This window comes from Leptolyngbya sp. KIOST-1, assembly GCF_000763385.1.
Classification (GTDB): domain Bacteria; phylum Cyanobacteriota; class Cyanobacteriia; order Phormidesmidales; family Phormidesmidaceae; genus Nodosilinea.
In genome coordinates, this window is sequence record NZ_JQFA01000002.1 from 1458093 (window position 1) to 1484291 (window position 26199).

Genomic DNA, 26199 nt, shown 5'->3' on the forward strand with positions numbered 1-26199 from the left:
AGCCTAGGTTTTGGGACGCAGCTGGGGCCTGGGCTTGCTGTGCGATCGCGGTGAAGGGCTGCGAGACCGGCGATCGGAGCCATTGTCCTGCTCCGAGGCCCCGTAGACATCGACGTAGGCCGACCACCCGGACAACGAAGCCGTAGCCCGCACAATAGTGCGAATAGCCTGGATATTGCGTCCACCACGGCCAAAGACCTTACCTCGCTCATCGCCACTGAAAGCGATGCGAATCCACACTTTGGCCTGGGCGGCGTTCTCTTCACAGTCTATCCGCAGGGAATCAGGCGAGTCTAGAAAAGGCTCTACCAAAAACCGAACCAGTCCTGGGAAGTCGGGCCTATCCATGGTGGGGGTGGGGGCTTAAAGACAACGGGTGACCTAGGCTTCAGGCTTAGCTGCGACCTGGGCTGGGGTCTTGGGCCGCTCAAGCAGGTTGGCTTTTTCCAGAAGGTGCCGCACGGTTTTGGTGGGCTGAGCTCCCTGCTCCAAACGCCGGGTGATGGCAGGAACATCCAGCCGGGTTTCATCGGTGCGGGGGTTGTAGAAGCCAACCTCTTCCAGGGGCCGCCCGTCGCGGCGAGCATCGCTGTTGATGGCGACGATGCGGTAGCTAACTTCCCGCTTCTTGCCGAAACGCTTGAGTCGGAGCTTAATCATAGGAATTTAGAGCAACAATCGTAGGGGTGAAAGGTTTCCCAAATGGATGATAGCGAAACAGCCAAATGAAATCCACAGGTTTCTAATCCTAGCACTAGAAACCTACAGAATCAATCGCTCGGGCCACTCTTCGCCGTTTTTGGCTGGCCGGGGGCGGCAACCGGGGGCATAGCCTGAGCGCGTGTCATCAATCCCAGCTGAAACCCCATGGTTCAGAACCCGGCCACGCCCGCCCCAACAACCAGGTCAGGACTTGGTGGCATGGGCTAGCCCATCAGTCCCAATCGCCGGAACCGGACATTGGCAAGCTGCGCCTCAGCGCTCACCCGAGGGCGTGTCATCAGTTGTGGCTAAACGCTTGGTATATCAAGCTTTGCCACGCCCGACCCCAAAGACAGACTGGGGGCTGCAACCCTTAATTTTTGGGTGTTTGGCAGCTAATTGATGACAGCCCCTAGTCTTCGTGGTCGTCAAAGGGATCGGCCAGCTGCTTGGAGGGCGGCCCAAAGGACATGTAAACTGAGTAACCAGTGACGGCAATTAGCACCGTTGCCACAGAAATAATAAGAACTGTTGCAGGTTCCATGGGATTTATGAGAATAAGAAACCACTCCATCCTATAATATTACGAACTATAAAGTGTTGATTGTGGAAGGATTCATGGCACAGCGGACTTGGTTAGGAGACGTGTTGAAGCCCCTCAACTCTGAGTACGGCAAGGTGGCTCCCGGCTGGGGCACCACCCCTCTGATGGCGGTTTTCATCGGTCTGTTCTTCGTGTTTTTGCTGATCATCTTGCAGCTTTACAATTCTTCCATCGTGCTGGAAAGCTTCGATGTTGACTGGCGCAGTGTAGGTCTCTAGGGATTTAGCGGGCCTGGCTGTAGTGGTCGGGCTCTAACCTCCTGCCAAATTTGGATTTCATCGTCCGACTTTATCTGTCTGAGGCTGGTGTAGACCCTTGACTACCCGGCCTCTTTTGCCGTTTGATGCACAGCATGATCTTGCACAGCCGTAGTTCACACACATTGCCCGTGGGGGTTGGCCTATGAACGTTTTTGGTGTGGGTTTGCCAGAGATGGCGCTGATTCTGGTGCTGGCCCTGCTGGTGTTTGGACCCAAAAAGCTGCCCGAAATTGGTCGCAGCCTGGGCAAAGCCATCAAGGGCTTCCAGGATGCCTCGCGGGAGTTTGAGGAGGAGTTCAAGAAAGAAGCCCAGCAGATCGAGAAGGCCGTCGCCGCGCCTATGAAAGCCACGCTGGAACCCGACTCACAAAAGGTGCTAACCCCGCCAGAACCCGCCGCTGAGGTCCAGCCTGCCGCTGCTATGGAAACCTCCACGGCAGACATTCCTGGATCCGAAGCCTCTCCCCCGGCCCCCGTCGAGGTTGGTGACGCCAGCGGTGCCGAGACGGCTGCCGAGGCATCCGAAAACGACTCTCCAGCCTAGGGCGATCTGGACATCACTGAGCTATGGCTGAAGCACCATCTTCTCCGTTGCCCTGCCTGATTGTGGGGCTGGGCAACCCAGGCGACAAGTACGCCGGCACTCGCCACAACATTGGCTTTGAGGTCGTCGATCGCCTATCCAAGCTCTGGGCCGTGTCCCTCAAGCAGGAGCGTCGGTTTCAGGCTGAGTACGGCACGGGGTTTGGCCCCAGTCGGGAGAAGGTGTACCTGCTCAAGCCCCTTACCTACATGAATCGCTCCGGGCAGTCGATTCGGGCGGCGATGGACTGGCTCAAGCTGTCTCCAGCGCAGGTGCTGGTGGTCTACGATGATATGGACCTGCCGGTGGGGCGGCTGCGGCTGCGGCTGTCGGGGTCTGCCGGTGGGCACAATGGCATGAAGTCCGCGATCGCCCATCTGGGCACCCAGGACTTTCCTCGTCTGCGGGTCGGGATTGGGGCCGCCACCCGGGCTGGCGAAAGTGACAAAGGCGTGGTGTCCCACGTGCTGGGCAACTTTTCCAAAGTTGAGCGCGCCACTATGGATGCCGTGGTGGATACCAGCCTCCGTGCCCTGGAGAAAGCGCTTACCGACGGCGTTGAGAAGGCCATGAGCCTCTACAATCCCCTCGACTTAAGCGACGGTTCTTGAGCGACGGTTGATAGGGCTGAACTACCGCTCAACGGACAGTGGCCGGGCTTCGGCAGGAGCAGGTTGCCCGTACCGAGCCAGCTGGTCGCGGTAAGGTGTCAGCATCGAATCGTCCCGCAGGAACAGCTCCAGCCGTACGCTGCTGCACTGCCTCAACAGAGTCGTTTCTAACCCCAGTAGCACCTGAATGGCCATCTCAGACGATTCAAACTGGTGCACGGTGGCCTTGAGGCCGGTTTCCTGATTCAAAGAAATATAGACTCTGATTTTTTCGCAGTGATTGTCCAGGGTCGTCGCCGACTCTAAAAAACTGATCGCATCGCGGATGGTGGTCAGATTACCGCTCGCCGTGAGGGCATCGGCCCTGGAGTCTATGCTGTTGTCGAGGCTACGGTCGGAGGCAAAGGCATTGCCCAGGACGCGGGGTTCGCCTAGCTTAACTTCGACGGGGGGTGTGCCACTGCCGACGGTTTCAACCACCAGCTTTTCTCGCCGGATCGGCACCTCTACCACTTCGGTTTCAACCACTCGGCGCACGCTCACCTCACCAACTTTCACTCGTCGGCGATTGACCACTAGGCGTTCTTCAACCAGGTGGACGGTTTTATTGGTATCTGAAGGGTTTGTGTCTAAGGGGCGCTGCTGGGAATGGCCGGGGTAGTCAAGCTCTACGGTGACAATCTTGCGCTCGGCATCAATACTTTTGATCTGGCTATTGGTGATTGACATTTCAGACCCAGCCCGACCCCTATCCGTTGGACAAACGGCCAGAGAAAAATTGCCCTGGGGCAGGGGATCAACCCTAGTCACATGGCCAATCAGATAGCCGGAGCGATCGAATACAGAACCATTGATCAACTGATGTTCAGGCATGGGTTTGTGCAACGAATACAAAGCAGAAAATTCAATTGACAGCTCCATAGGCAGAACTGCAAAGCTGGGGGCAAAGCTAACGCAATGCCCCACAGAACTTAGGGTATCCACCAGGGGCAGGTCTACTGCCCCTAGTCAGCGATAGCCCGATCGATTCACTCTTACCGCTTCACTTTGGGGTTACCGTCGGTGTCGATGTTGAGTTCTTCGCGGCGTACCTGGTCGCGCAGTCGAACGGTTTCTTGATCCGTTTCCTTGCGGACGTTGACTTCTTCGCGGACAAAGGCCTGCTTATCGACGCTGACCTCATCCTCGTAGACGTCCATGCGGGCTACTTCCTGGTTTTCAAAGGCGTGATCGGTTGCAGCGGCGGGCTGACCTTTCACATCGTGCCGTTCGATGACAACACGCTCTTTGCTGACCGGCTCAGACACTTCAGCGGTTTCGGTTCTGACCTGCTTACCAACTCGCACTTCGCCCACTTTATTGTGGTTGCGGCGAGTGATCAAGCGCTCTTCGTACAGACGCAGGGGGCCTTGGTTGTCCTGATCGCTCAGGCCGTAATAGCCAGGTTCGCGATCGTAATCATAAAGGTTGGCCTTGGTCCGGGCTGTACGTTGACCCGCAGCGTTGCTTTCCAGGGGACGCATGGACTGGTTGTCGGCGTCTAAAGCGCCCATGCGGTTGGCGTCATTAGGGGTGGCGTAGTTATTGCCCAAAAACTGACGGTTGGAACGTCCCTGGGCGATCGGCCGGTACTGGCTGCGTACCTGATCTTCGTAGCGGTCGTCGACCACAGTGCTGTCGTTGTACTCAGGCAGATTTTCGATCTGAGTTTTCGACAGGCCGTTGACGTAAATGCGGGTTTTACCGTAGTCGAAGTTGGCCAGACCAATGGGAAGCAAAACGTTCTTACCAAAGATCCAGGGGCCTGTGTCTACCACTACGTAGCGGAAGCGACCCGAATCGTCCACCAGTAAATCTTTAACGGTACCGACTCGATCATCGCCCTGGGTGTAGATAGAGTAGGAATCGATATCACCCAGCTGGCCATCGGCTAAGGTGTCGCGATAGTCAGGATAATAGTCTTTAAGTCGATGCAAAGGCATAAAAAGCCTCCTTTAATTCGTCTCTTTACAGAATAAAGGGGCCAGCCTGAAGCCTCATCGTCCAATGGAAAGGCAGCGACAACCTCGATAGGTATAGCTTTTCAGCAATCTTGATCGAAGCAAACGTTTAAGTTTTGCTAACAACTGCGATCGCATTTTTCCTTCTAACTACCAATTCTTTCAAACTGAAAAAAAGATATTAAGAATAACAAAATAAAATTTTGCCCTGCGATCGCAGGGTAGCCCATAGAGCGGCAAACAAAAATGGGCCTTTGGGTCAGACGTCACCTCTAGAGGCGACCTGACAGCCAAAAGCCCATTGGTTCAGCTCTCAATCCTGACGGCCTAAGCTGCTACCAGTCCACGATGGCGCAGCAGGGCCTGGGTACTGGGTTCGCGCCCGCGGAAGGCCTTGAACACTTCCATGGGGTGACGGCTGCCCCCCAGGGCCAGCACCGTATCGCGGAAGCGGTGACCCGTAGCGGCGATCGCCTGGTCGTTGTCTAGCCCTGCTTCCTCAAAGGCGGCAAAGGCGTCGGCGCTCAATACCTCAGCCCAGAAGTAGCTGTAGTAGCCCGCCGCGTAGCCGCCCGCAAAGATGTGGGTGAAGGCGCACAGAAAAGCATCCTCGGGCAGTGGCTTGAGAATCGAGGACTGCTCAGCGATGCGTTGGCTAACCTCCATCACCGTCTCGCCGCTGCCGGGGCGGTAGCGGTGGTGCAGTTCAATGTCGGTCCAGCCAAAGCGCACCTGGCGCAGAATGGCGCTGCCGGTCATAAAGGTGCGAGCCGCAACAATTTTCTGGTAGAGGTCTTCGGGCAGGGGCTCGCCGGTTTCCACGTGGCGAGCCAGGGTGAGCAGGGTATTGCGGTGGTAGCACCAGTTCTCCATAAACTGGCTGGGCAGCTCCACCGCATCCCACTCCACATTGTTGATGCCCGCTGCCCCGGTGTAGTCCACCTTCGTCAGCATGTGCTGGAGTCCGTGGCCAAACTCGTGGAACAGGGTTTCCACATCGCGGAAGGTCATCAGGCTGGGCCTGCCGTCCACCGGGGGGGCCTGGTTGCACACCAGGTAGGCCACCGGCAGCCGCACCTGCCCGTTGAGTTTGCCCCGGTTGATGCAGTCATCCATCCAGGCCCCGCCGCGCTTCTCGGCCGGGCGGCTGTAGGGGTCGAGGTAGAAGTGGGCGATGGGGTCACCGCTGCCGTTGAGCACCTGAAAGTAGCGCACGTCGGGATGCCACACCGGGGCTTCGCCGTCGGCAGGGGCAATGGTGACATCGAAAATGCGGTGGGCCAGGGCAAACAGGCCGTCCAGCACCTGGGGCAGCGGGAAATAGGGGCGGAGCTCTTCGTCGTTAAGGCCGTACTTCTCTTCGCGGATGCGCTCGGCCCAAAAAGCCGTATCCCAGTGGGTGAGGTTGTCGGCTTCGGCGGCGCCCTTGGCGGCAGCGAACGCCTTCAGCTCCTCTAGTTCTTTGACGGCGGTGTCGTAGCTGGCGACGCGCAACTCATCCATCAGCTTGTCGATCGACTCCACTGAGGGGGCCATCTTGCGGGCCAGGCTCAGATCGGCGTAAGTGGCGTAGCCCAGCAGATTGGCCATTTCGTGGCGCAGCTCCAGAATCTTTTCGATGTTGGGGCTGTTGTCGAGATCACCCTCGGAGGCGCGGGTGACAAAGGCGCGATAAAGCTGCTCTCGCAGGTCCCGGCGGCGGCTGTGCTGCATAAATGGCCCAAAGCTGGGGTAGTCAAGGGTGATGCGCCAGGGACCGGCAGCGGCGGTGGCTCCTTCTTCACCGGCCTCCCGCGCGAGCTGGGCAGCTAAGGCCAGCAGGCTGGGGGGCAGGCCGTCGATCTCCTCAGGGGTGGTGAGGGTGAGGCTAAACGCCTTGGTGGCATCGAGCACGTTGTTGCCAAACCGGGTGGTCAGCTCGGCCAGAGCCTGCTGAATCTCGTTGAACCGCTCTTTGTCTGCCCCTTCCAGGCCAACCCCCGACAGCTCGGCCTCACGGATAGAGGACTCCACAATCCGCTGTTGGGCGGGTTCAAAGCTGGTCCACTGGTCACTGGCGCGCAGCTGCTTAAAGGCTTCGTAGATGGGCTTGCTCTGGCCCAGGCGGGTGGCGAACTGCACCAGGGCGGGCTGCACCTCTTCGTAGGCGGCCCGCAGCTCAGGACTGTTTTTGACTCCCATCAGATGGCCAACAATGCCCCAACTCCAGCCGAGGCGCTCCTCGATACCGGTGAGGGGCTCAACGAGCCCTGACCAGGTGGGGGGGACGTCGGCCTCCAGGGCCTCCAGGGCAACGGCGAGGTCATTGAGCAGAGCGGTAATGCCAGGCACAATGTGGGCCGTCTCAATACTCTCGAAAGGTGGTAAGCCAGCACCGATCAGGAGGGGGTTTTGCACTGTAGTAGCTGTCATGGTCGGGTCATCAATCGTGGTGAGGGACAAGATCTAAAGCCATCGCCAGCCCGAGGGATGCCAGGGGATCTCGGCCAGGCTGCTGAAGCATAAGGAGATTTAAAAGCGTAGTCGTTATGAGTTCACATTATAGCGTATCCCATCGGCGAGATTTGAGCCGAGATTTGCTATGTGCCGCACCCTTTAAATAGTTAGCTGTCAATTACCATAGCCTTTATTTGAAAACTGATCTGTATCTCTAGGGTGGCCTGAGCCTGACCTGACGCTGTCTTGAGGAGGGGATGCTGAAAAGCTCGTTTCGGCGAATTGTCACCGGGATTGTTTTTTTCTCGCTGACGGTGGTGGCGGCGGTGGTCGGCTACATGGTGGCTGGCTGGAATTTTCTCGATGCCATCTACATGGTGGTAATCACGATATTTGGGGTGGGCTATGGCGAAGTTAAGCCCCTCAGTTCGCCAACCCTGAAGGTGTTTACCATTTTTGTCATTATTGCCGGGGCGCTGTCGGTGGCCTACACCGTATCGGGCTTCGTGCAGATGATTACCGAAGGGGAGATTCATCGTGCCCTCAACCTTAAACGTATGAGCAAGGAAATTGAACAACTGGAAGACCATGTCATTATCTGCGGCTTTGGCCGCATTGGTCAGCTGGTGGCCCACAGGCTAAAGGACAGCCGCGAGGCGTTCATCATTCTCGACAGCGATGCCGAACGGGTAGCTCTGGCTCAAGCGCAGGGCTACCTCATCCACCAGGGCGACGCCACCGATGAAACTGCCCTGGAAGCGGTGGGCATTCACCGGGCTAAATCCCTGGCTACGGTGCTGCCCAACGACGCCGCCAATGTGTTCATTACCCTGACAGCCAGGGAGATGAACCCCAGTTTGATGATTTTGGCCCGGGGCGAAATGCCTACCACCGAGAAAAAACTACGCCTGGCCGGGGCCGACCATGTGGTGCTGCCCGCCAGCATCAGCGCCCTGCGGATGGCCCACCTGATCTCCCACCCTTCGGCGGTAGACTTTTTGTCGCAAACCGACGGTCACCAGGGGCTAAACGAGTTTCTGGCGGAACTGGACATTCAGCTCAACGAGCTGGTGATCGGAGCTAATTCCCCGCTGATCGGCGGCACCATTGGCGACATTGAACTCAAGGGCCAGGGTTCCTTTATCACCGTCGCGCTGCGGCGGGGCGATGGGGAGGTGGTGATTCATCCCAGTCGGGCCACCTACCTGGCCCAGGGCGACTCGATTATTTTGATGGGCCATCAGGGGGATATGCCCAGCTTTGCCCAGCAGAGCGCGCTGAAGCGGGAGATGCGGTATCGGGGGGCGAGGGTGAGGTAGGGAGTGGATGGGTAGGGGGTGGATAATATTTTCTTACCCCTCACCCATCCACCCATCCACCCCTCACTCCCTCACTCGCTGGGAATCAAGACCGTAACGGCGGCGATCGCCACGTACATGTCGTCGTTCCTGTCGTCTAGCTCAGGGATGGCGCGTCCGGCCACTACCATGCCGCCCTCTTTGAGTACCAGAGTTTTTTGGCCAAAGGGCAGCACCGCCAGCACCTCCTCCTGTCGCACCTGGTCGGGAAAGGGGACGGCAACCTGTACCTCGACGATCATTTCGTTGGGGTGGCTAAGCCCGGCTACTTCCCAGACGCCGGGCAGGGCATTGTGGGCGATCGCATTGCGTACCGCGCGGGCGGCGGCCACCGTGGGCTCCTGCCCGTGCTGGTCAACGCCCATCCCCATTTCAATAATCAGCCGCTTGTGAGCCACAGTACATCCCTCTTGGTGTGCTTTGGTTGGAAGCCAGACATGAGCGCCAGAAGTAAGGACCGAGTGGGCTACCCTGAGCTCGCCGCTACGAGCATATCAAGCTTTGAGTGCTTGCGCCGGGGATAGAAAGCTGGCTCAGGTCTTCCTATCAGTTTCCTATACTGTTCTTTTACTTTGGTACTGTGGCCGTCGCAGGAATTCTGTATTCCAATTCTGGCTTGGTTTGAGGCGAAGGGTTCTTCAGAAGAATTGAAAGGGTATGTTAATGCCTGGAAAATCTATTCTCCTGATTGAGTTTGAGCCGGGTTTGCGGGATATTTTGAGCGGCTGTCTGGGTGAACTTGGCGACTGGAATGTCACGCTATCTAGCTCGATTCGAGAGGCTCTAAAGCTCTGCGGAATCCACCGCCCTGACGTTATCTTGCTCGATGCGTCGGCGATTGAAGACGATGTTTTGATTTTAGTGGAGCAGCTAAAACAGTACGCCGTTCATCAGGCCGTGCCCATCCTGTTGCTAAGCTCAAAGGCTAACTGGTTCACCCTAAAAGAGTTTAATCAGATGGGCTTTTGTGGGGCGATTGGCAAGCCGTTCAACCCATCTACGCTGTCTTGCCAAGTTTCTCGACTGATCCAATCATGGCATGCCTGAATTCGATTGCCAGCGATGGCTAAAGCGAATTTAGGCTCAAGGTTGGGTTTGGGCGGGGCTTTGCTGATGGTGTATTGGCTGTCAGATAACTGTTTTGAACGCCGACTGAAGTCCGATGCTGGCTTCGCTTTTTCTCAAAAAATGCTACTTAGGAGAATGCTATGTCTACGTTAACGGTGTGGAAGTTCAACAACCCTGAAGGAGCCGAAAAGGCCCTGGCCAAGCTGGGCGATCTGCAAAAGCAGGAGGTGATCAAGGTGCTGGATGCCGCCGTGGTGTCTTGGCCGGTGGGTCGCAGCAAGCCCAAGACCAACCAGGCCGTCAGCACAGTTGGTGTGGGTGCCCTGGGCGGTGCCTTTTGGGGCATGCTCTTTGGCCTGATTTTCCTGGTACCGCTGTTTGGCATGATTGTCGGTGCTGCGGCAGGAGCCTTGTCGGGCTCCTTTACCGACTACGGCATCAATGACGACTTTATCAAAAGTCTGCGCGACAAGGTCACCGAAGGCACCTCCGCCCTATTTTTACTTACCGGCCAGGTGACTGTAGATAAGGTGAGTGAAGCCTTTGCCCCTGACGAGATGGGTGAGCTGATCCAGTCGAACCTGAGTACTGAGCAGGAGGCTAAGCTGCGCGAAGATTTCGGCGCTGAGCTGTAGGACGTGTCAGCCTGGGCCAAGCCTTTAGCTCCCAATGGACTCTGGTGCTGCTGGTTTGGTGCTTGGCCTTTCAAAGGCTAATTGATGACAGCCTACGGCACAAGCGCGGCAATGGTGACGGCGGTCCAGCTAATAGTAGGGCTTTGGGAGGGTGCGATCGCGCCCTCCCAAAGTTGCATGCGCCTGCAAGATGCTCTGCCCAACCCGCTGCGCTGGACTAGCGGCCTGAAATGAGACGCCATCCCGGTTGGACGGGCGCTGGCACTGACCCATGTCAACATTTGCCCTCAGGTCTCAGCCGCTGGATATAGCACGACTCGCTGGTGGATCTGGGATGCTGGGATTCTGTAGCAACAGACACCTTTAGCAACAGACACCTTAAGGAGTCACCACCATGGGTACTGAACAACAACCTGGCTCGCTTGTGATCATCGGCGGCGCAGAAGACAAAGAGGGCGACTGTCTGGTTCTGCGGGAATTCGTCCGCGCCGCTGGCGGGGTCGATTCCCACATTGCGGTGATGACCGCCGCCACCAGCCTGCCCGGTGAAGTGGGCGACGAGTACATTCGCGTGTTTGAGCGGCTGGGGGCCAAGCGCGTGGATGTGGTCCACACCGAGCGCCGCGAAGACTCTGAACGGGGCGACAACCTGGAAAAAGTGGAAGCAGCCACCGGCATTTTCTTCACGGGGGGCGACCAGTCGCGGATTGTCGACTGCATCAAAGGTACCCCCCTGGACGAGGCCATTCACCGACGCCACCGGGAGGGGGCGGTGATTGGCGGCACCAGCGCCGGGGCGGCGATGATGCCCGACGAGATGATCGTCGGTGGGTCCTCGGTGTCGAACCCCAGCGTCGATGCGGTGGAGATGGGACCGGGGATGGGCTTTTTGCCCGGTATTGTGGTGGACCAGCACTTTGCCCAGCGGGGACGGCTGGGGCGGCTGCTGGCGGCGCTGGTGCTGCAGCCCGCCGTGATTGGCCTGGGCATCGACGAAAACACGGCCATCATTGTCACGGGCGATGAGTTTGAGGTGGTGGGGGCAGGCAGCATCACCGTGGTCGATGAAACCACCGCCACCCACAACAACCTGGAGGGTTTGCTCAAGGACGAGCCGATCGCCCTGTGCGGGGTCAAACTGCACATTTTGCCCCAGGGCTACCGCTTTAACCTCAAGACCCATACGCCGATGGTGTAACAATAGGTCATCGTGCCCCTGGCGCGGTTGGGTTAGCCCGGCACTTTAAGTCCCGCTGGGGCTGGTGTAATCTGGCGCTAATGTCCAACCCAAGCCGCACATTACCATGACGACGCTGATCAACCCAGGGGCCATTCCCGATACGGCCAAGACTGTTTATACCGGCGATATTCTCCAGGGGGTGCCGGTGATCAGTCACCTGGGGGTGGGCGACCTGGCTCCTGGCCATTGCCACCGCTTCTTTTTTCAGGGGGTAGAGATGGGCACGGGCCAGCACTGGCACGTGCCGGTGCTGGTGGCGGCGGGCACCCGCCCCGGCCCCTGCGTGGGGCTGGTGGCGGGCATCCATGGCGACGAGGTGAGCGGCATCGATGCGGTGCAGCGGGTGATGGCCCAGCTCGAACCAGGGGCGATGGCGGGCAGCGTGGTGGCGGTGCTAGGGGTGTCGCGCCCGGCGGTGGAGTATACGCGATCGCACTGGCTGACCGCCCAGGGCGGCGGCTCCCAGGTGGACATGAACCGGGTATGGCCGGGGGATGAAGCCGGCATGAATACCGCTATTCGCCACGCCGGGCTGCTGTGGAACCGCCTGCTGACGCCCAATGTAGAGATGGTGATCGACTACCACACCGTCACCACCGGCAGCGACTTTACTCTGTTTTTGTTTGCCGACCTGCGCCAGCCCACGGTGCGCCAGATGGCCGAGCTGTTTCCGGCGGAGCAGATGCAGAACGACCCCGGCCTGGCTGGCACCCTCGAAACGGCCCTGGTGGAGGCGGGCATTCCGGCCCTGACGGTGGAAATTGGCGGCCCCCGACGGTTTAACCCAGCCAAAATCGCCGGAGCGGTGGAGGGCAGCCTCAACCTGCTCAAACACTACGGCCTGGTCGATGGCCCCCTGGGGCGCACCGCCGCCGAGGTGGGTACGGTGGTGGGCGACGCCCTGGAGACCATTCGCGCCACCACGGGCGGGTTTCTGGAGATGCTGGTGGACCTGCGCGATCGCGTGGTTCCTGACCAACCCATTGCCCGGCAGCGCAACGCCTTTGGCGATGTGGTGGCCGAGTACCGGGCTGGCGTCACGGGCGAGGTGGCCGTGGTGGCCCGTGACGCCGTCTGCGAACCCGGCTCGCGGGTGGCGCAGATTCTCTACAGCCAGGGGACAGCGGAATAGGGGCGAATCCCCTGGCAAGGGGGCTAGTACTCTGCGGCGTAATTTGGCCAACCATTCCTGACACCTGACACCCACAGCAAGGATTGTCATACTTCAGCCCGCTAATACTAGGACGGGCACCGTTTACATCTATTAATTTCACGGCCTAGGGCTACCGCCTAGAATTTTTACAGTCGTTTCATTCACCCTTGCTACTTTTCAAACCGCTTACCCCCCCTCTGCGAGGAAACGATGATGACAACCAATATTTTGTCCAGCGAAGAGATCAAAAAAGCCACCGGCTGGGTCATTTTTCTCAGCATTGGCCTGATTGTGCTCGGCATTTTGGCGATCGTTTCGCCCATGGTGGCCTCGGCCTTCTTCACCGCCATGATGGGCTGGATCGCCCTGATCAGCGGCATTTTGATGGTGATTCAGTCCTTTCGATCGCACCCCGTGCGCGGCTTTTGGCTAAACCTGATCGTGGGCCTGCTCTACGCCATCTCCGGCCTGTACATTCTGTTCAATCTGGCGGCGGCCCTGCTCGCCCTCACCCTGGCCTTTGGCATTTTATTTATCGTCGAAGGGGTCTACACCATCATCATGGGATTTGTCCAAAAGGTAGGCCGCAGCATGTCGTGGCTGGTGGTGCTCAACGGGGTAGTTACCCTCATCCTTGGCATTATGGTGCTCAACCGCTGGCCGGTCAGCGCCCTCTGGCTGATTGGGCTGTACGTGGGCATCAGCCTGTTGCTGACTGGCGTTAGCTTGCTGGCGGCAGCCCTGGCCGCCCGCAAGCTCAGTGACGACATGCCCGTGACCGACACCTCAGTAACCGATGTCTAGTCTCGTACCCTAACTGGCTAACCCCATTGGTAGGGACATTGCAGTGCAATGTCCCTACCGGGCTTTTGGCCACACCTGACGACCCGTCCTAAAACTGACGGCGCGAAAAAATCAGCACCGCGACCGCCAGCAGCAGCGCGGTGTACAGCAGGCCGTAGAGGGCGTGGCTGCCCAGGTCGGGGGCAGTGGGCAGCAGATCCAGGCCGTAGGCGGCGGCATTGCGTAGGTTGAGGCGCTCCAGGTCGGGCAGTACCAGGTAGAGGGTATTGGTGAGGCGCTGCACCGCCGGGTTGTCGCTCAGTTCCCCAAAGGCCACCATATCCTGGCTGAGGTGGCCCATCAGGTAGACCGCAAAGGTGAGCAGGGTGGCCAGCAGCGAGCTGGTAAACACCCCAAAGGCGATCGCCACCGCCACCAGCAGGGCCGCCTCCAGAACCATAAACAGCAGGGCCAGCCCGATGCTGCCCAGGTCAAAGGGCACGCCACTGGCCCCCAGCAGCAGCACAAAAATCAGCCCCAGGGCGGCAATCAGCACGGCCAGCACCGCCGTCAGCCCCAGGTGCTTGCCGACAATAAATTCGGCCCGGCTGACGGGCTTGGCAATCAGCACCAGCACCGTGCGTTTTTCGATCTCTTTGTTGATCAGGCCGGTACCGACAAACACGGCCACGATCACGCTCAGCAGGTGGATGGCGGCCAGCCCCAGGTCCAGCAGGATCTTGTTTTCGGCTCCGGCAGAAATATCGGGCAGCAGCACCCGCGCAATCACCATCACCAGGGCGAATAGCGCGACCAGGTACAGAATGCGATCGCGAATCACCTCCAAAAACACCGTGCGGGCAATCACCCCCACCCGAGAAAGCACCATGGCGTTAACGCTCCCAATCATTGCTTACAACCCTAACCTCTGGCTCCTATGCCCCTAGGGTGCCCAGCCTGTCGCGGTGTTTGCAGATCGCAGGTGAGGCTAGCCCACGGGGTAGTGCTGTAGCCGGGGGACGCATTTTCCGGCAGCAGGCCGCCCCGGTTGACCGGCATGAGCTGGCAGGTCTTTTCGAGGTAGTAGCCGCTGGGGCTGGCGGCCGGTCCCAGCCAGATCGCCCACAGCTTGAGGGTGTAGCCGTTGCCGTTCGACAGGGGCTGAAAATCGAGCTGCCAGAGCGAATCTTCGAGGGCGGTGCTATTGCCTATGGAGTTGCTGACCCGCTGCCGCATCAGCTGCCGCTGCCCCTCAAGGTTGAGCAGCCAGCGCTCTACCGAAGGCCAGGGCTTGTTGTCGACCTGTTCGCGCAGGGTCTCTTCAGCGATAGTTAAATGGTTGACCCCGGCCGGCAGGGCGATGGTCTGGCCCGGCAGACGGTAGACAAAGGCGCTGTTTTCCACGCTGTCGGCCACCAGGCTGGGGTAGTCGCGCACCCAGCTCTGGATGCGGAAGTAAAACTGAAACCAGCTGCTAAACAGCAGGCTGAGGCAGAACAGCAGAACCAGCTGCTGCCGCACGACGGGGGGCGGTTTTTTGAGCGACAGGTCCCAGCTCACCAGCTGCGGCACCGCAATCACCGCAAAGGACACCAGGGGCCAGAGGACCAGAGCAAGCTGGAGCCAGCGCCCCCCCCATGAGCCAAACAGAAACAGACACAGAATCGCCCCCGATACCCAGGGGGCAATGGGAATGCCAAAGAACCGAGCCCTGTTGGCCTCCAGCGCCCAGCCCACCCCGATCGCCAGGCAGATCCAGCTGATCGTGGCCAGCAGACCCACGGTAAAGGCGGTGGCGGCCACCAGGCGCGCCAGCAGCGACGTCAGCCACGAGAACAGGCTGAGGTAGATGACGGTCTGCCAGGAGAAGTAGCGCGGCGGCGTCAGCAGATCGATCAGTTCCTTAATCGTCTGACGCACAAAGGTCAGCAGTCCAATTACCATCCCACCACCCCAGTCCGATTGACCAGCAGCAACAGCACCAGAATGGCGGTGAAGCTGGCGGCGTTAGCCTGCAATACTGCCAGAGCCTGAGGCGAGTTGCCCAGCTGATCTTCCACCTGAGCCCGCCGCGCCCGCTCGTAGCGCTGGCGACGGTTGTCTTCGATCGCCTCTGGAGTGGTCTCCACCGGGGCCTGGCCCAGCAGCTGCAGCAGCCACACCAGACCCTGGAGCTTGATCCAGTAGGTGATAAAAAACGCGGCGATCGCCACCATCACCACCACCACCGGCAGCGATTCGCGCCAGCTGTTGCTGTAAAAGCGGTTAAACAGTACGTAGCTGATCACCTGGCTGCGCAGGGCCAGGGGCAGCACCGCCTCGATCGCCAAAAACGCCACCCAGCCCAGGCTGGTGGCCAGCAGGTTGAGGGTGGCGGCGTACTGCATACTGGGACGGTAGCCCAACCGCAGCTGCTGGCGCAGTACCATAGCTTCGAGCACGATCGCCACCATCAGCAGCAGGCTCTGAAAGGCGATCGCCCGCAGCGGCACGATGCCAAGTTCGGACAGTAGATCGTTGAGGGGCATAGGCGGGCGGCAAACCCCAGGGTATAGCAAGAGTTTCCTGGTGCACTATCAAGGGTATAACCTCGACCCAGCTTTCGCTAAGATCTTGTAGCGGCCCCTCCTATAACTACGCAATACGCAAACTACGCAATACGCAACACCCATGGTTAGAACCGGCATTGGCATACGCACCGCTCAGCAGGGCAACGAGCGGCTGACGGGGCAAATTCACGTCTACGACGGCGAGGGCAAGGGCAAATCCCAGGTGGCGCTGGGGGTGGTGCTGCGATCGATTGGCCTGGGCATTCAGAATTTCTTGGAGAGTCGGGTGCTGCTGCTGCGGTTTCTCAAGGGGCCGGGCCGCACCTACGACGAAGATGCCGCGATTGAGGCCCTGCAGCGGGGCTTTCCCCACCTGATCGACCAGGTGCGCACCGGGCGGGCCGAGTTTTTTGGGCCCGACGACATCACCAAGTTCGACAAGCAGGAGGCCCAGCGGGGCTGGGATGTGGCTAAGGGCGCGATCGCCTCGGGCCTGTATTCGGTGGTGGTGCTGGACGAAATCAACCCGGTGCTCGACCTGGGCCTGCTCGATATTGATGAAGTGGCCCGCACCCTGCGCCACAAGCCCGACCACCTGGAGATTATCGCCACCGGACGCGGTGCCCCCCAGCCCCTGCTGGATGTGGCCAACCTGCACTCCGAGATGAAACCCCAGCCCAAACCCGAAGGCATCGAGGGCATCGAGGGCATCGAGATCTACACCGGCTCGGGCAAGGGCAAATCGACCAGTGCCCTGGGCAAGGCGCTCCAGGCGATCGGTCGTGGCATCAGCCAAGACCTCTCCCACCGGGTGCTGATCATCCAGTGGCTCAAAGGGGGCAATGGCTACACCGAAGACGCGGCGATCGCGGCCCTGCGCAAGATCTACCCCAACCTGGTTGACCACCAGCGCTGCGGCCGGGACGCGATCGTCTGGCGGGGCCAGCAGCAGGAGATCGACTACGTCGAGGCCGAGCGGGGCTGGGAAATTGCTAGAACCGCGATCGCCTCCGGCCTCTACAAAACCATCATTCTTGACGAACTCAACCCTACCGTAGACCTGGAGCTTCTGCCCGAAGAACCGATTGTTCAGGCGCTGCTGCGTAAACCCCGCGGCACCGAGGTGATTATTACCGGGCGCTGCAAAAATCCCCCCGCCTACTTTGGACTGGCCAGCACTCACTCCGAAGTGTTTAACCATAAGCACTACGCCGAAAAAGGCATCGACCTCAAGCGCGGCGTTGACTTTTGACCCCATAGCCTGCGGCATTACTCAAGCTATCCCAGACCGGGCTAATCTTGCTGGTAACGACGCGCGATCAGCCGCTCCTCGTAGGATCGCAACAGGCCGTGGTTATCTTCATCGCTGAGGCCGTAGTAGCCCATCTCCTGGTCGTAGAGGCTGGGGCTGTGCCGGGGCAAGTCGTGGTGGTGAATAGCTGTCTGGCGATCTTCCATGGTGGAACTTACGGTGAGGCGATCGCTCCCTGCCAGAGGCCCTATTCGTCGCAGATCGCCCTCATCGGCGCTCGTTGACCCAGTATTACCGAGGGGCGGCATGCGGCGCAGGTCGCCCGCCGTTTCGTCAGGTCGATCTTTAGAGCCGTAATTTTGGCCTAAAAATTGACGGTTGGAGCGACCCTGAGCAATGGGTTGGTAGACTTTCCTGACTTGTGCTTCGTGGTGCTCGTCCACCACCATATCGTCATCATATTTGGGCAGATGTTCAACCTGTGATTTGGTCAAATCATCCACATAGACACGATTTTGATCATAGTCAAAGCGGGCCAAACCAATGGGCAGCAGCACAGTCTTACCAAAGATCCAGGGTCCGGTATCCACAACTAAGTAGCGAAAACGACCGGAGTCATCGACCAGCAAGTCTTTAGCAGAGCCCACCTTATCTTCACCCTGCGCGTAGACTGAGTAGGAGCCAATTCTATCCATTTGCCCATCCGCCAGGGTTTCGCGATAGTCAGGATAGTAATCTTCAAGTCGATGTAAAGGCATGTAAGCCTCCTTAAGTTCATCGTTAAATAACTAGCTTATCGAGCCAGTTTTTCGCCTCCATCGCTCAAGCGGCAGGCAAGTCTGGCCTCAGCAGGCATACATTAGTCCAATGGAGCACACTCAAATAGACAGCTACAGGCCGTGATGCAGACTGAATCGATTACAACCGATGTGGTGCTGGTGGGCGGCGGCCACACCCACGCCCTGGTGCTGCGGCGGTGGGGCATGGCGCCCCTGCCGGGGGTGCGGCTGACGCTGCTCAGCGACCTGGTGGATACGCCCTACTCGGGCATGCTGCCCAGCTACGTGGCCGGACGCTACAGCTTTGATGAGGCCCACATTGACCTGCGTCCTCTGACCCGCTTTGCCCAGTGCCGTCTGGTAGTCGATCGCGCCGTGGGGCTCGACCTGCCCCGCCAGCGGGTGCTGTGCGCTAACCATCCGCCCCTCGCCTACGATGTGCTGTCGATCGACACGGGCAGTACCCCAGCCACACTGACGGTCCCCGGAGCCGCTGACTACGCCATTGCCGCCAAGCCCGTACCCGAGCTGCTGCGCCAGTGGCAGCACATTGTGGAAGCGGTCAAAGCCAATCCTCAACCCCCCCTCACGCTTGGGGTTGTGGGCGGCGGCGTGGGCGGTGTGGAGCTGACCATTGCCCTGCACGAGCGGCTGGTGGGGCTGCTGAGCGATCGCGGTGAATCGCCCGACAATCTCACCCTGCACCTGTTTCACCGGGGCGAGGAGCTGGCGGCTGAGCGCAACCACTGGACCCGCCAGCGCCTGGAGCAGGTGCTCAGGTCGCGCGGCATTCACCTTCACCTCAATGAAGCCGTGGTCGCAGTATCGCTAGACGAATCCACTGGACAACGCCTGGTGCAGGGATCTTCGGGACTGACGGTGGGCTGCGATCGCCTCTTCTGGGTGACCAGCGCCGCCGCCCCCCCCTGGCTGCAAGCCTCGGGCCTCTCCCTCACCGACAAAGGCTTCATTCAGGTGGGCGACACCCTACAAACCCTCTCCCACCCCAATGTGTTTGCCGCGGGCGATGTGGCCACCATGGTGAATCACCCCCGCCCCAAAGCCGGAGTATTTGCCGTGCGCCAGGGGCCACCCCTGGCTGACAACCTGCGCCGCTACATCCAGGGCCAGCCGCTGAAACCCTTTCGGCCCCAGCGACAGTTCCTCAGCCTGATCGAAACCGGCAACGGCAATGCGATCGCCGATCGCGGCCCCTTTTCAATCAAGTCCCCCCTGGCCCACCGCTGGAAAGACCACATCGATCGCAAATTCATGGCCCGCTTCCGCGATCTCCCCATCGGCCAGATGTCCTCCTCATCTTCCCCACCCCCCTCATCTTCCTCATCTTCCCCCCCTCCCCCTCCCCCCCCTGCGCCGGCTGCGGCTCAAAAGTCGGCAGTACCGCCCTGTCCGAGGCCCTGCGCCGGGTGCGGCAAGAGTTTCCCGAGCTACCCCATGAAGCCGTGCTGATTGGCCTGGATGCCCCCGACGATGCCGCCGTGGTCACTGTCCCCCCCGGTCAGGTGATGGTGCACACCGTAGACTATTTCACCGCCCTGGTCGATGACCCGTTTGTGTTTGCTCAGATCTGCCTCAAGCACTGCCTCAGCGACCTGTACGCCATGGGCGCGACTCCCTACACGGTACTGGCGACGGTGCAAATTCCCTACGCCACCCCGGTCAAACAGGCCGAGATGCTGTACCAGATTCTGGCCGGCACCCACAAAGGACTCCTCGCCAGCGGCACTCCCCTGGTGGGCGGCCACACGGTGGTTGGGCCGCAGCTGGCCCTGGGCTTTGCCTGCAACGGGGTAGCCGAGCCCACCCAACTGCTGCGCAAGGGCGGCATGCAGCCGGGAGACAGGCTGATTTTGACCCAGCCCCTGGGCACCGGCACCCTGTTTGCCGCCGACATGCAGGGCAAAGCCAAGGGGCGGTGGATCGAGGCGGCGATCGCCTCCATGCTCACCCCCAACCGGGCCGCCGCCGAGATCGTTCGCGCCCACGGGGCCACCGCCTGCACCGACGTCACCGGCTTTGGCCTGGCCGGGCACCTGCTGGAAATGGTGCGGGCCTCCGGGGTCACCGCTACCATCAATCTCGACACACTGCCCGTGCTAGCCGGTGCCGCCAACACCCTAGCAGCAGGGATAATCAGCACCCTTCAGCCCCAAAACCTCCAGGCCGCTGAGTTCATCGACCCCGTTGGCATCAGGCATCCCCTCTACCCGTTGCTATTCGATCCCCAAACTGCCGGGGGGTTGCTGGCCGCCGTACCCGCCCGCCAGGGCCAGAGCTGCCTGGCAGCGTTGCAGCGACAGGGGTACGATCAGGCGGCGATCGTCGGGGAGGTTACCGCCGCCGGGGGGCCCTGGCCGTTGACCCTGAAGCAGGCGTAGCCCCTCAACGCTGTAGGGCTTGGGTAATCGTTGCGCCGTCGAGAGGCTGGGCAAACAGGTAGCCCTGGCCGTACTCACAGCCCAGCTCCAGCAAAATATCGCGCTGCCGAGGGGTTTCAATGCCTTCGGCGGTCACGGCCATGCCCAGGGTGTGGCACAGATTGATAATGGCGCGCACAATCTCCAGTTTTTCGGTGTCGGTGGCGATGCCCTTAATAAAGGAGCGATCGATTTTGACCATGTCTATCGGAAACTGATGCAGGTAGCTAAGCGATGAGTAGCCGGTGCCAAAATCGTCCAGGCAAATCTGCACGTTGAGCCGCTTCAGCTCCGCCAGCATCGCGGCCGCTTCTTTTGCATTTTCAATAAATACGCTTTCGGTAATCTCGAGTTTTAAGTAGTGGCCTTCCAGCCCCGTGTCCTGCAAAATGCCCGCAAAGATTTTGACCAGATTGTTCTTGGCAAAGTGATTGCTCGACAGGTTGACGTTGATGGCTATGGTGGGGCTTGGCTCGGTGCTGTGAGCATCCCTAACGATGCCGCCATCTGCCATACCCCAGCCTCCCGTTCCCATCTGCTGCCAGGTCTGGAGCTGTTGGCAGGCCTGGCGCAAGACCCACTGATCGATATGGGTAATCACCCCAATATCCTCTGCCAGGGGAATGAACTGATCGGGAGAGAGTAGCCCTTCCCCCGGTTTCTGCCAGCGGACCAGGGCCTCCAGACTGGCCACCGCCTGGGTGTCCAGCCAGACAATAGGCTGGTAGTGAACCCGCAGTTGGTTGTGGGCGATCGCCTGGGTCAGGGCCTGCTCGCGCCGCATCAGCACTTGGGCCTGGTGGTGCATATCGGCATTGAACACCCGGTAGCTACCCTGGCCTTGGCGCTTGGCTTGGTACATGGCAATGTCGGCATCGCGCAGGAGATCAACCGTGCCCCCGTAGGGAATCGAACTCAGGACGATGCCGACACTGGCGCTGATAAAGAGGTCGTGACCGTTGATGGCGAAGGGCTTTTTGAGCTCATTAATAATCCGTTCGGCACTGTAGCAGGCGGTCGTGACATCGGTCACACCGTCCAGCAAAATCGCAAACTCGTCCCCCCCCAGGCGGGCGACCGTATCAACGGACCGCAAACTCGCTTTCAGCCGCGGCGCTACCTCCACCAGGAGCTGATCGCCCACCAGGTGCCCCAGGGTGTCGTTGATAACTTTGAAGCGATCGAGATCCACCAGCATGACCACAAAGCCAAACTCCGGCGATCGCGCCTGGCGATCGACCGCCTGCTGTAGCCGATCCAGAAACAGCGCCCGGTTGGGCAGCTGGGTCAGGGTATCGTGCAGAGCATTGTGCTCAAGCTGGGCCTCCATGCGGCGCTGGTTGGTGCTGTCGCGCAGGACCATCACCGCCCCTTCGGTTTGGCCGCGATTGTTGTAAATCGGAGCGGCACTATCTGCGACCGGGGTTTCATAGCCGGCGCGGGTCAGCAGCAGCACATTGTCAGGCAGGTACACGGTGTTGTGCTCCCGCAGCGATCGCAGCAGCGGATTTTCGATCAGGGTGCGCGTCACCTCGTCGACCAATTGAAACACTTCGGCCGGCGATCGGCCAATGGCTTCGGCCTGGGCCCAGCCGGTCATCGCTTCAGCCACCGGATTCATAAATTTAATCAGGCCGCTGGCGTCGCTGGCGGCCACCCCCTCACTGATGCTGTTGAGCACGGCCAGCAGCCACTGGCGGTTTTCTTTGAGGGTTTGCTCAAACCGGTGTTTGTAAAAGGCGATTTCGATATTGGCGCGCAACTCCCGGGCTTCAAAGGGCTTGAGAATATAGCCAAAGGGGGTCGTGAGACTGGCGCGGGCGAGGGTATCGTCGTCGGCGTAGGCGGTGAGATAGATAACCGGAATGTCTAAAGCCTGGGTAATTTGGGCAGCGGCGGCAATCCCATCCACCCCATCGCTGAGGCAAATATCCATCAGCACCAGATCGGGGCCCAGGTCCAGGGCCGCTGCAATTGCCGCCTCCCCAGAGGTGACAATTGCAGGGACTTCGTAGCCCAGTTCGATGAGGGTGGCCTGCAAGTCCATCGCAATCACCACTTCATCTTCTACGACTAAAATTACTTTTCTCTCCATGGTTTTAGTTAGCGACGATATTCAGGTTGGAAAACTGATTTGAAACCCCGTCCCAACCGATTGAGGCATAATTTCGACCCGACCCCCAATTTGCTGAGTCAAATTTCGCACCAGGCTGAGTCCCAACGACGAAACCTGCTGAAGATCCATCTCCTCCGGGAGACCAACTCCGTTATCCTCCAGTCGAATCGTGACCTGGCCGTCAGGGCTGAGACGAGAGACAATGGCCACCTCCCCGGTTCGCCCTTGGGGAAAGGCGTACTTAAAGGAATTGGAAATCAGTTCGGTCAGCATCAACCCGCAGGGCAGGGCGGTTTCGATATCGAGATGGCAGGGGGCAATGTCCAGGTGGATCTGGATGCGGTTTTTGTCACACTGGTAGGTTTCCAGCAGGCTGTAGGCCAACCTTTGAACATAGGCCGCCAGATCAATGCGGGTCAGGTCCTGGGACTTGTAGAGCTTTTCGTGCACCAGGGCCATCGCTTTGACGCGACTTTGGCTATCTCGCAAGACCGAGAGTGCCGCCGCGTCAGCCACGTTGCGCGACTGGAGATTGAGCAGGCTATGGATGACCTGCAAGTTATTTTTGACTCGATGGTAAATTTCTTTGAGCAGCAGCTCTTTTTCTTTCAAGGAGGCCCGCAACTTTTCCTGAGACTCCTTGCGATCGCTAATGTCGATAATTACCCCCAGCATGCGCACCGGGTTTTGGTCGGAGTCGTAGAGGCCGCGGCCTTTACCCAACAACCACCGCACCGTGCCATCGCCAAGGATCACCCGGTATTCGGCTTCGTAGTCGGTGTGCTGGTGCAGGGCCGTTTGCAGGGCCTGCTCCACCCGCTCCAGATCGTCGGGGTGAACGGCACAACGCCAGCGCTGATAGGTATCCTCTGTGGTGCTGGCCTCCAGGCCCAGCAACTTAAAGTGATTGTCGTTCCAGGCCACCCGGTTCTGCCCCACATCCCAGTCCCAGGTACCGATGTGGGTAAATTCGAAGGTCAGCCGCAGCTGTTCTTCGCGGTGGGCCAGTGTAGCCTCGGCCTGCTTGCGCTCGGTGATATCTTCGATAATGTAGGAAAATCGCGGATACCCACTGGGGCTGTTGGCAATCGGACATACACTCCCTGACAGCCAGCGAGCACCTTCAACCCTCCCGTGGCAGTACTCAAACCGCGCCGGAGTCTGGGTGCGCTCGGCCTCCCGGTAATAGGTCATCCAGTGCTGAATCGTGGCGGCAGAAACGCCCAGCTCGCTGGCAAACCGATTTTCCATTGCCGTGGGCGTGGTGCCTAAAAAATCGGCGGCGGCCCAATTGTCAGAGATGTGCAGAATGTCGTTGTCGTGCAGCTCGACAATTCCCATGGGCATGGCGGCGCTGTTGAAAAAGCTGCGCAGAACGGATTTGCGCTGGCGCAGGTCGGCGTTCATCTGTTGCAAGTCCGCCGTGCGTTCGGCCACCCGCTGTTCCAGTTCGGCTTTCGCTTGGTGCAGCGCCTGCAGGGCCTGCTGACGCTCAGCCTCCATTCGTTTGCGCTCGGTGATCTCCTGACAGACGGTGCTAATGCCAATCACGCGATCGCCGTCTTTAAGGGGCCAAAAGCTTTCTACCCAGGTGCGCTGCACCCCAGGCTGAGCCGGGGTTTCGCCGCTGATTTCAATGTTTAGCAGCGGCTCACCAGTCTCTAGAATTGGCCGCAGGGTGGCCTCGGCCTGGGCCGCCAAATCGGGTAGGAGCTCCTGCACCGTACGGCCCAGGTGGGCCTCCACCGACAGACCATTGATTTCAGCCAGCCGCTCATTGACGCGCACAAAGCGCAGTTCGCGATCGAGCACATTGAGACCAATGGGGGCCGACTGATAGATGGTTTCAATTTCAGCCAGTTGCTGCTGTAGCTGCACCCGCTGGTCTTGCAGACTGGCTTCAATCTGTTTGCGCTCGGCCTCCAGGCGTTTTCTCTCGGTGATGTCCCGATAGAAAATGTTCAGCCCCTCGGGGGTGGGATAGGCCTGCACCTCCAGCCAGAGGTCGTGGTGGGGAGGCTCAACGTAGTGGTGCTCGAGGCCCATCGCCCGCTGCTGCGCCATGGCCCGACGATAGAGCACTTCCAGCTCAGAGCCCACCAGCCCAGGCCACACCTGCCAGCAGGTGTGGCCCAATACCGCCGATCGCGGCTGGCCGTTGATCTGCTCGCTGGCGGCATTTTGATAGGTGATGCGCCAGTCGCGATCGAGGGCGATAAAGGCATCCCCCATACTCTCTAAAATTCGGGTAAGCCGGGCGGCGGCGGCTTCGGCTGCCTGCTGGGCCGCTTCGGCCAGGGTACGGAGATGATACTCCCGCTGAGCCGACTCGCGCCGAATCTGGGCCAGCTTGAGGCAGGTTTCAATCCGCACCAGCAGCTCTCGGGGGGAAAAGGGCTTAGTCAGGTAGGCATCGGCCCCGGCGGCCAGCCCCTCAATCCGAGCGTCTTCCCCACTCCTGGCCGACAGCAAGATAATTGGCAACTCACGGGTTTGGGCATCGGCCCGCAGCGATCGCAGCAGTTCCACCCCATCCAGGCGCGGCATCATCACATCCGTCAAAATCAGGTCAGGACGGCGACGACGAATAGACTCCAGGGCCGCCACGCCATCGGTTACTCCCTCAACGGTATACCCCTGCCCCTGCAGCAACACCGTCACCAGGTCCTGCGTATCAACACTGTCATCCGCCAGCAAAATTAAGGGCGACAACCGATCTACACCTGCTGTTTCGGCCATTGTTATCTCCTTGAGTCACCGCTCAACAGATGTTTTGCCCAGAGGTCAGTAGAGCAACCGGCCGCACCGCCCGGGATTCAGAGCCGGGCTCCTGCCAGCGAATAACAACAGCGATCGTTCCTTAAATCTAACGAGTCCTGGGGGAAAAATTCCCGAGAAGATAAAAAGCTATTTTTCTCTGGGGTCAAATTAACAATAGTCCACACTATCTAAAGGAAAATCTTCTACAGCCCCCCTCAGATAGGGCTGTTACCCGATCCTAAATTTCCCCAAAAAATGTCCGGCCAGCGGTATTTCACTGGCCGGATATGAATCAAAAACTAAGCTCGATGGACTGGGTGAACCGAGCGGACATCACTCTTTTTACACCCGTCTATGCCGTCGCCGCTTTATAGGCGGCCCAGCCACCGTAGGCGGAAATATCGGGCCAGCTGTGCTCGTCAATCAGCGCTTTGGGGTACAGAAAGGCGATCGCCGTGCCGCCGTCGGCCAGCTTCACCTCGTGGGGATACATGTGGGGGGGCTCGTTGTCTTTCAGGTAGGCGTACTGTTCCTGGGTCATGGCGTATAGCTCTCCCGGAATGGCAATTCCACCGGCTTCGACCTCATAGATGCCAGGATGCCAGCCATCCTTGACGGCGTGCAGGCGATAGAGGGGCGCGGTTGCCGCCGCTCCCTTAAATTCAGCATCCTGCAGGTTTTGGTTATCGGGCTGACCGCGCAGGGCCGAGCCGCAGATAAAGACGGTAACCGTTCCAGTAGAGTCAGTCATGGCAAGCGTTCCAGTGCCGGGGATAGCGCAACAAGGTGTCCAACTTACAACCTTAGAGGATCGCGCTGCCCCCGACACACTTTTTTGTATACAGTCATCCCGCTCGGCCCCTTGAGCCTGC

Annotated in this window: 26 protein-coding genes; 12 read left to right on the plus strand and 14 right to left on the minus strand. The window is 59.4% G+C overall.

Annotation, left to right across the window (positions count from 1 at the left end; genetic code table 11):
* Nucleotides 1-3: 3 nt before the first annotated feature.
* The 3 genes from NF78_RS06440 to psbN form a co-directional block, all read right to left on the minus strand.
* Nucleotides 4-348, minus strand: coding sequence for a KH domain-containing protein (locus NF78_RS06440; protein ID WP_035985397.1), 345 nt, complete (start codon nt 346-348; stop codon nt 4-6).
* A gap of 33 nt (nt 349-381) precedes the next feature.
* On the minus strand, nt 382-660 hold the full coding sequence (rpsP, locus tag NF78_RS06445; protein ID WP_035985398.1) for a 30S ribosomal protein S16: 279 nt from the start codon (nt 658-660) through the stop codon (nt 382-384).
* 454 nt (nt 661-1114) lie between these two features.
* Complete coding sequence (gene psbN, locus NF78_RS06450; RefSeq protein WP_035988882.1) at nt 1115-1246, minus strand: photosystem II reaction center protein PsbN; 132 nt, start codon at nt 1244-1246, stop codon at nt 1115-1117.
* A 74-nt stretch (nt 1247-1320) separates the two neighbouring features.
* Here psbN and psbH point away from each other — a divergent pair, with 74 nt between their 5' ends.
* The 3 genes from psbH to pth all read left to right on the plus strand — a co-directional run bounded on the left by psbH (nt 1321) and on the right by pth (nt 2760).
* Nucleotides 1321-1524 (plus strand): photosystem II reaction center phosphoprotein PsbH, encoded by a 204-nt coding sequence (gene psbH / locus NF78_RS06455; RefSeq protein WP_035988885.1) that lies wholly within the window; start codon nt 1321-1323, stop codon nt 1522-1524.
* Nucleotides 1525-1708: 184 nt separating this feature from the next.
* Nucleotides 1709-2110, plus strand: coding sequence for a TatA/E family twin arginine-targeting protein translocase (locus tag NF78_RS32895; protein ID WP_081972528.1), 402 nt, complete (start codon nt 1709-1711; stop codon nt 2108-2110).
* Between the two features lie 23 nt (nt 2111-2133).
* Nucleotides 2134-2760 (plus strand): aminoacyl-tRNA hydrolase, encoded by a 627-nt coding sequence (pth, locus tag NF78_RS06465; protein ID WP_035985399.1) that lies wholly within the window; start codon nt 2134-2136, stop codon nt 2758-2760.
* A 21-nt stretch (nt 2761-2781) separates the two neighbouring features.
* Here pth and NF78_RS28055 read toward each other — a convergent pair whose 3' ends face one another.
* The 3 genes from NF78_RS28055 to NF78_RS06480 all read right to left on the minus strand — a co-directional run bounded on the left by NF78_RS28055 (nt 2782) and on the right by NF78_RS06480 (nt 7172).
* Nucleotides 2782-3633: a DUF2382 domain-containing protein gene (locus NF78_RS28055; RefSeq protein WP_197064777.1), complete on the minus strand. Its 852-nt coding sequence runs from the start codon at nt 3631-3633 to the stop codon at nt 2782-2784.
* 161 nt (nt 3634-3794) lie between these two features.
* Nucleotides 3795-4742, minus strand: coding sequence for a DUF2382 domain-containing protein (locus NF78_RS06475; protein ID WP_035985400.1), 948 nt, complete (start codon nt 4740-4742; stop codon nt 3795-3797).
* Between the two features lie 345 nt (nt 4743-5087).
* Nucleotides 5088-7172, minus strand: a complete 2085-nt coding sequence (locus NF78_RS06480; RefSeq protein ID WP_035988895.1) for a M3 family metallopeptidase — start codon at nt 7170-7172, stop codon at nt 5088-5090.
* A 281-nt stretch (nt 7173-7453) separates the two neighbouring features.
* Between NF78_RS06480 and NF78_RS06485 the strand changes: the two genes are divergently transcribed.
* Nucleotides 7454-8515: a potassium channel family protein gene (locus tag NF78_RS06485; protein ID WP_197064778.1), complete on the plus strand. Its 1062-nt coding sequence runs from the start codon at nt 7454-7456 to the stop codon at nt 8513-8515.
* Nucleotides 8516-8586: 71 nt separating this feature from the next.
* On the opposite strand, the gene NF78_RS06490 is transcribed toward NF78_RS06485, so the two are convergent.
* A complete protein-coding gene (locus tag NF78_RS06490) occupies nt 8587-8952 on the minus strand; it encodes a Lin0512 family protein (protein WP_035985401.1) in 366 nt (121 codons plus the stop codon).
* A 265-nt stretch (nt 8953-9217) separates the two neighbouring features.
* Here NF78_RS06490 and NF78_RS06495 point away from each other — a divergent pair, with 265 nt between their 5' ends.
* The 5 genes from NF78_RS06495 (at nt 9218) to NF78_RS06515 (ending at nt 13454) form a co-directional block, all read left to right on the plus strand.
* A complete protein-coding gene (locus NF78_RS06495; protein ID WP_035988900.1) occupies nt 9218-9601 on the plus strand; it encodes a response regulator in 384 nt (127 codons plus the stop codon).
* A gap of 161 nt (nt 9602-9762) precedes the next feature.
* Entirely contained in the window at nt 9763-10257 is a 495-nt protein-coding gene (locus NF78_RS06500; RefSeq protein ID WP_035985402.1) for a DUF1269 domain-containing protein, read from the plus strand.
* 394 nt (nt 10258-10651) lie between these two features.
* Nucleotides 10652-11455 carry a cyanophycinase gene (locus NF78_RS06505; RefSeq protein WP_035985403.1) on the plus strand — a complete coding sequence of 268 codons (804 nt, stop codon included), beginning with the start codon at nt 10652-10654 and terminating at the stop codon, nt 11453-11455.
* Between the two features lie 106 nt (nt 11456-11561).
* A complete protein-coding gene (locus tag NF78_RS06510; protein ID WP_035985404.1) occupies nt 11562-12629 on the plus strand; it encodes a succinylglutamate desuccinylase/aspartoacylase family protein in 1068 nt (355 codons plus the stop codon).
* Nucleotides 12630-12863: 234 nt separating this feature from the next.
* On the plus strand, nt 12864-13454 hold the full coding sequence (locus tag NF78_RS06515; RefSeq protein ID WP_052050618.1) for an HdeD family acid-resistance protein: 591 nt from the start codon (nt 12864-12866) through the stop codon (nt 13452-13454).
* Nucleotides 13455-13542: 88 nt separating this feature from the next.
* Here NF78_RS06515 and NF78_RS06520 read toward each other — a convergent pair whose 3' ends face one another.
* From NF78_RS06520 to fraC, 3 genes are read right to left on the minus strand one after another with little or no spacing between them, the layout of a single operon-like run.
* Nucleotides 13543-14322, minus strand: a complete 780-nt coding sequence (locus tag NF78_RS06520; RefSeq protein ID WP_035988906.1) for an ABC transporter permease — start codon at nt 14320-14322, stop codon at nt 13543-13545.
* A 32-nt stretch (nt 14323-14354) separates the two neighbouring features.
* A complete protein-coding gene (locus NF78_RS06525) occupies nt 14355-15377 on the minus strand; it encodes a DUF5357 family protein (RefSeq protein ID WP_035985405.1) in 1023 nt (340 codons plus the stop codon).
* Entirely contained in the window at nt 15371-15961 is a 591-nt protein-coding gene (gene fraC / locus NF78_RS28060; protein ID WP_052049896.1) for a filament integrity protein FraC, read from the minus strand. The genes NF78_RS06525 and fraC overlap by 7 nt, the downstream gene beginning before the upstream one ends.
* Before the next feature lie 142 nt (nt 15962-16103).
* Here fraC and NF78_RS06535 point away from each other — a divergent pair, with 142 nt between their 5' ends.
* Entirely contained in the window at nt 16104-17234 is a 1131-nt protein-coding gene (locus tag NF78_RS06535) for a cob(I)yrinic acid a,c-diamide adenosyltransferase (protein ID WP_035985407.1), read from the plus strand.
* 41 nt (nt 17235-17275) lie between these two features.
* On the opposite strand, the gene NF78_RS28065 is transcribed toward NF78_RS06535, so the two are convergent.
* The gene (locus NF78_RS28065; protein WP_052049898.1) at nt 17276-17992 is read right to left on the minus strand and encodes a PRC-barrel domain-containing protein; all 717 of its coding nucleotides are present in this window, start codon (nt 17990-17992) and stop codon (nt 17276-17278) included.
* 144 nt (nt 17993-18136) lie between these two features.
* Between NF78_RS28065 and NF78_RS32295 the strand changes: the two genes are divergently transcribed.
* Both NF78_RS32295 and selD read left to right on the plus strand, forming a co-directional pair.
* Nucleotides 18137-19483 (plus strand): FAD-dependent oxidoreductase, encoded by a 1347-nt coding sequence (locus NF78_RS32295; RefSeq protein WP_225885239.1) that lies wholly within the window; start codon nt 18137-18139, stop codon nt 19481-19483.
* On the plus strand, nt 19441-20412 hold the full coding sequence (selD, locus tag NF78_RS32300; RefSeq protein ID WP_263970556.1) for a selenide, water dikinase SelD: 972 nt from the start codon (nt 19441-19443) through the stop codon (nt 20410-20412). Before NF78_RS32295 ends, selD begins: the two co-directional genes overlap by 43 nt.
* A gap of 4 nt (nt 20413-20416) precedes the next feature.
* On the opposite strand, the gene NF78_RS06555 is transcribed toward selD, so the two are convergent.
* The 3 genes from NF78_RS06555 to NF78_RS06565 form a co-directional block, all read right to left on the minus strand.
* Nucleotides 20417-22546, minus strand: a complete 2130-nt coding sequence (locus tag NF78_RS06555) for a putative bifunctional diguanylate cyclase/phosphodiesterase (protein WP_035985409.1) — start codon at nt 22544-22546, stop codon at nt 20417-20419.
* 21 nt (nt 22547-22567) lie between these two features.
* On the minus strand, nt 22568-25306 hold the full coding sequence (locus tag NF78_RS28075) for a PAS domain S-box protein (RefSeq protein ID WP_052049900.1): 2739 nt from the start codon (nt 25304-25306) through the stop codon (nt 22568-22570).
* 373 nt (nt 25307-25679) lie between these two features.
* Nucleotides 25680-26078: a gamma-glutamylcyclotransferase gene (locus NF78_RS06565; RefSeq protein WP_035985410.1), complete on the minus strand. Its 399-nt coding sequence runs from the start codon at nt 26076-26078 to the stop codon at nt 25680-25682.
* Between the last annotated feature and the right edge of the window lie 121 nt (nt 26079-26199).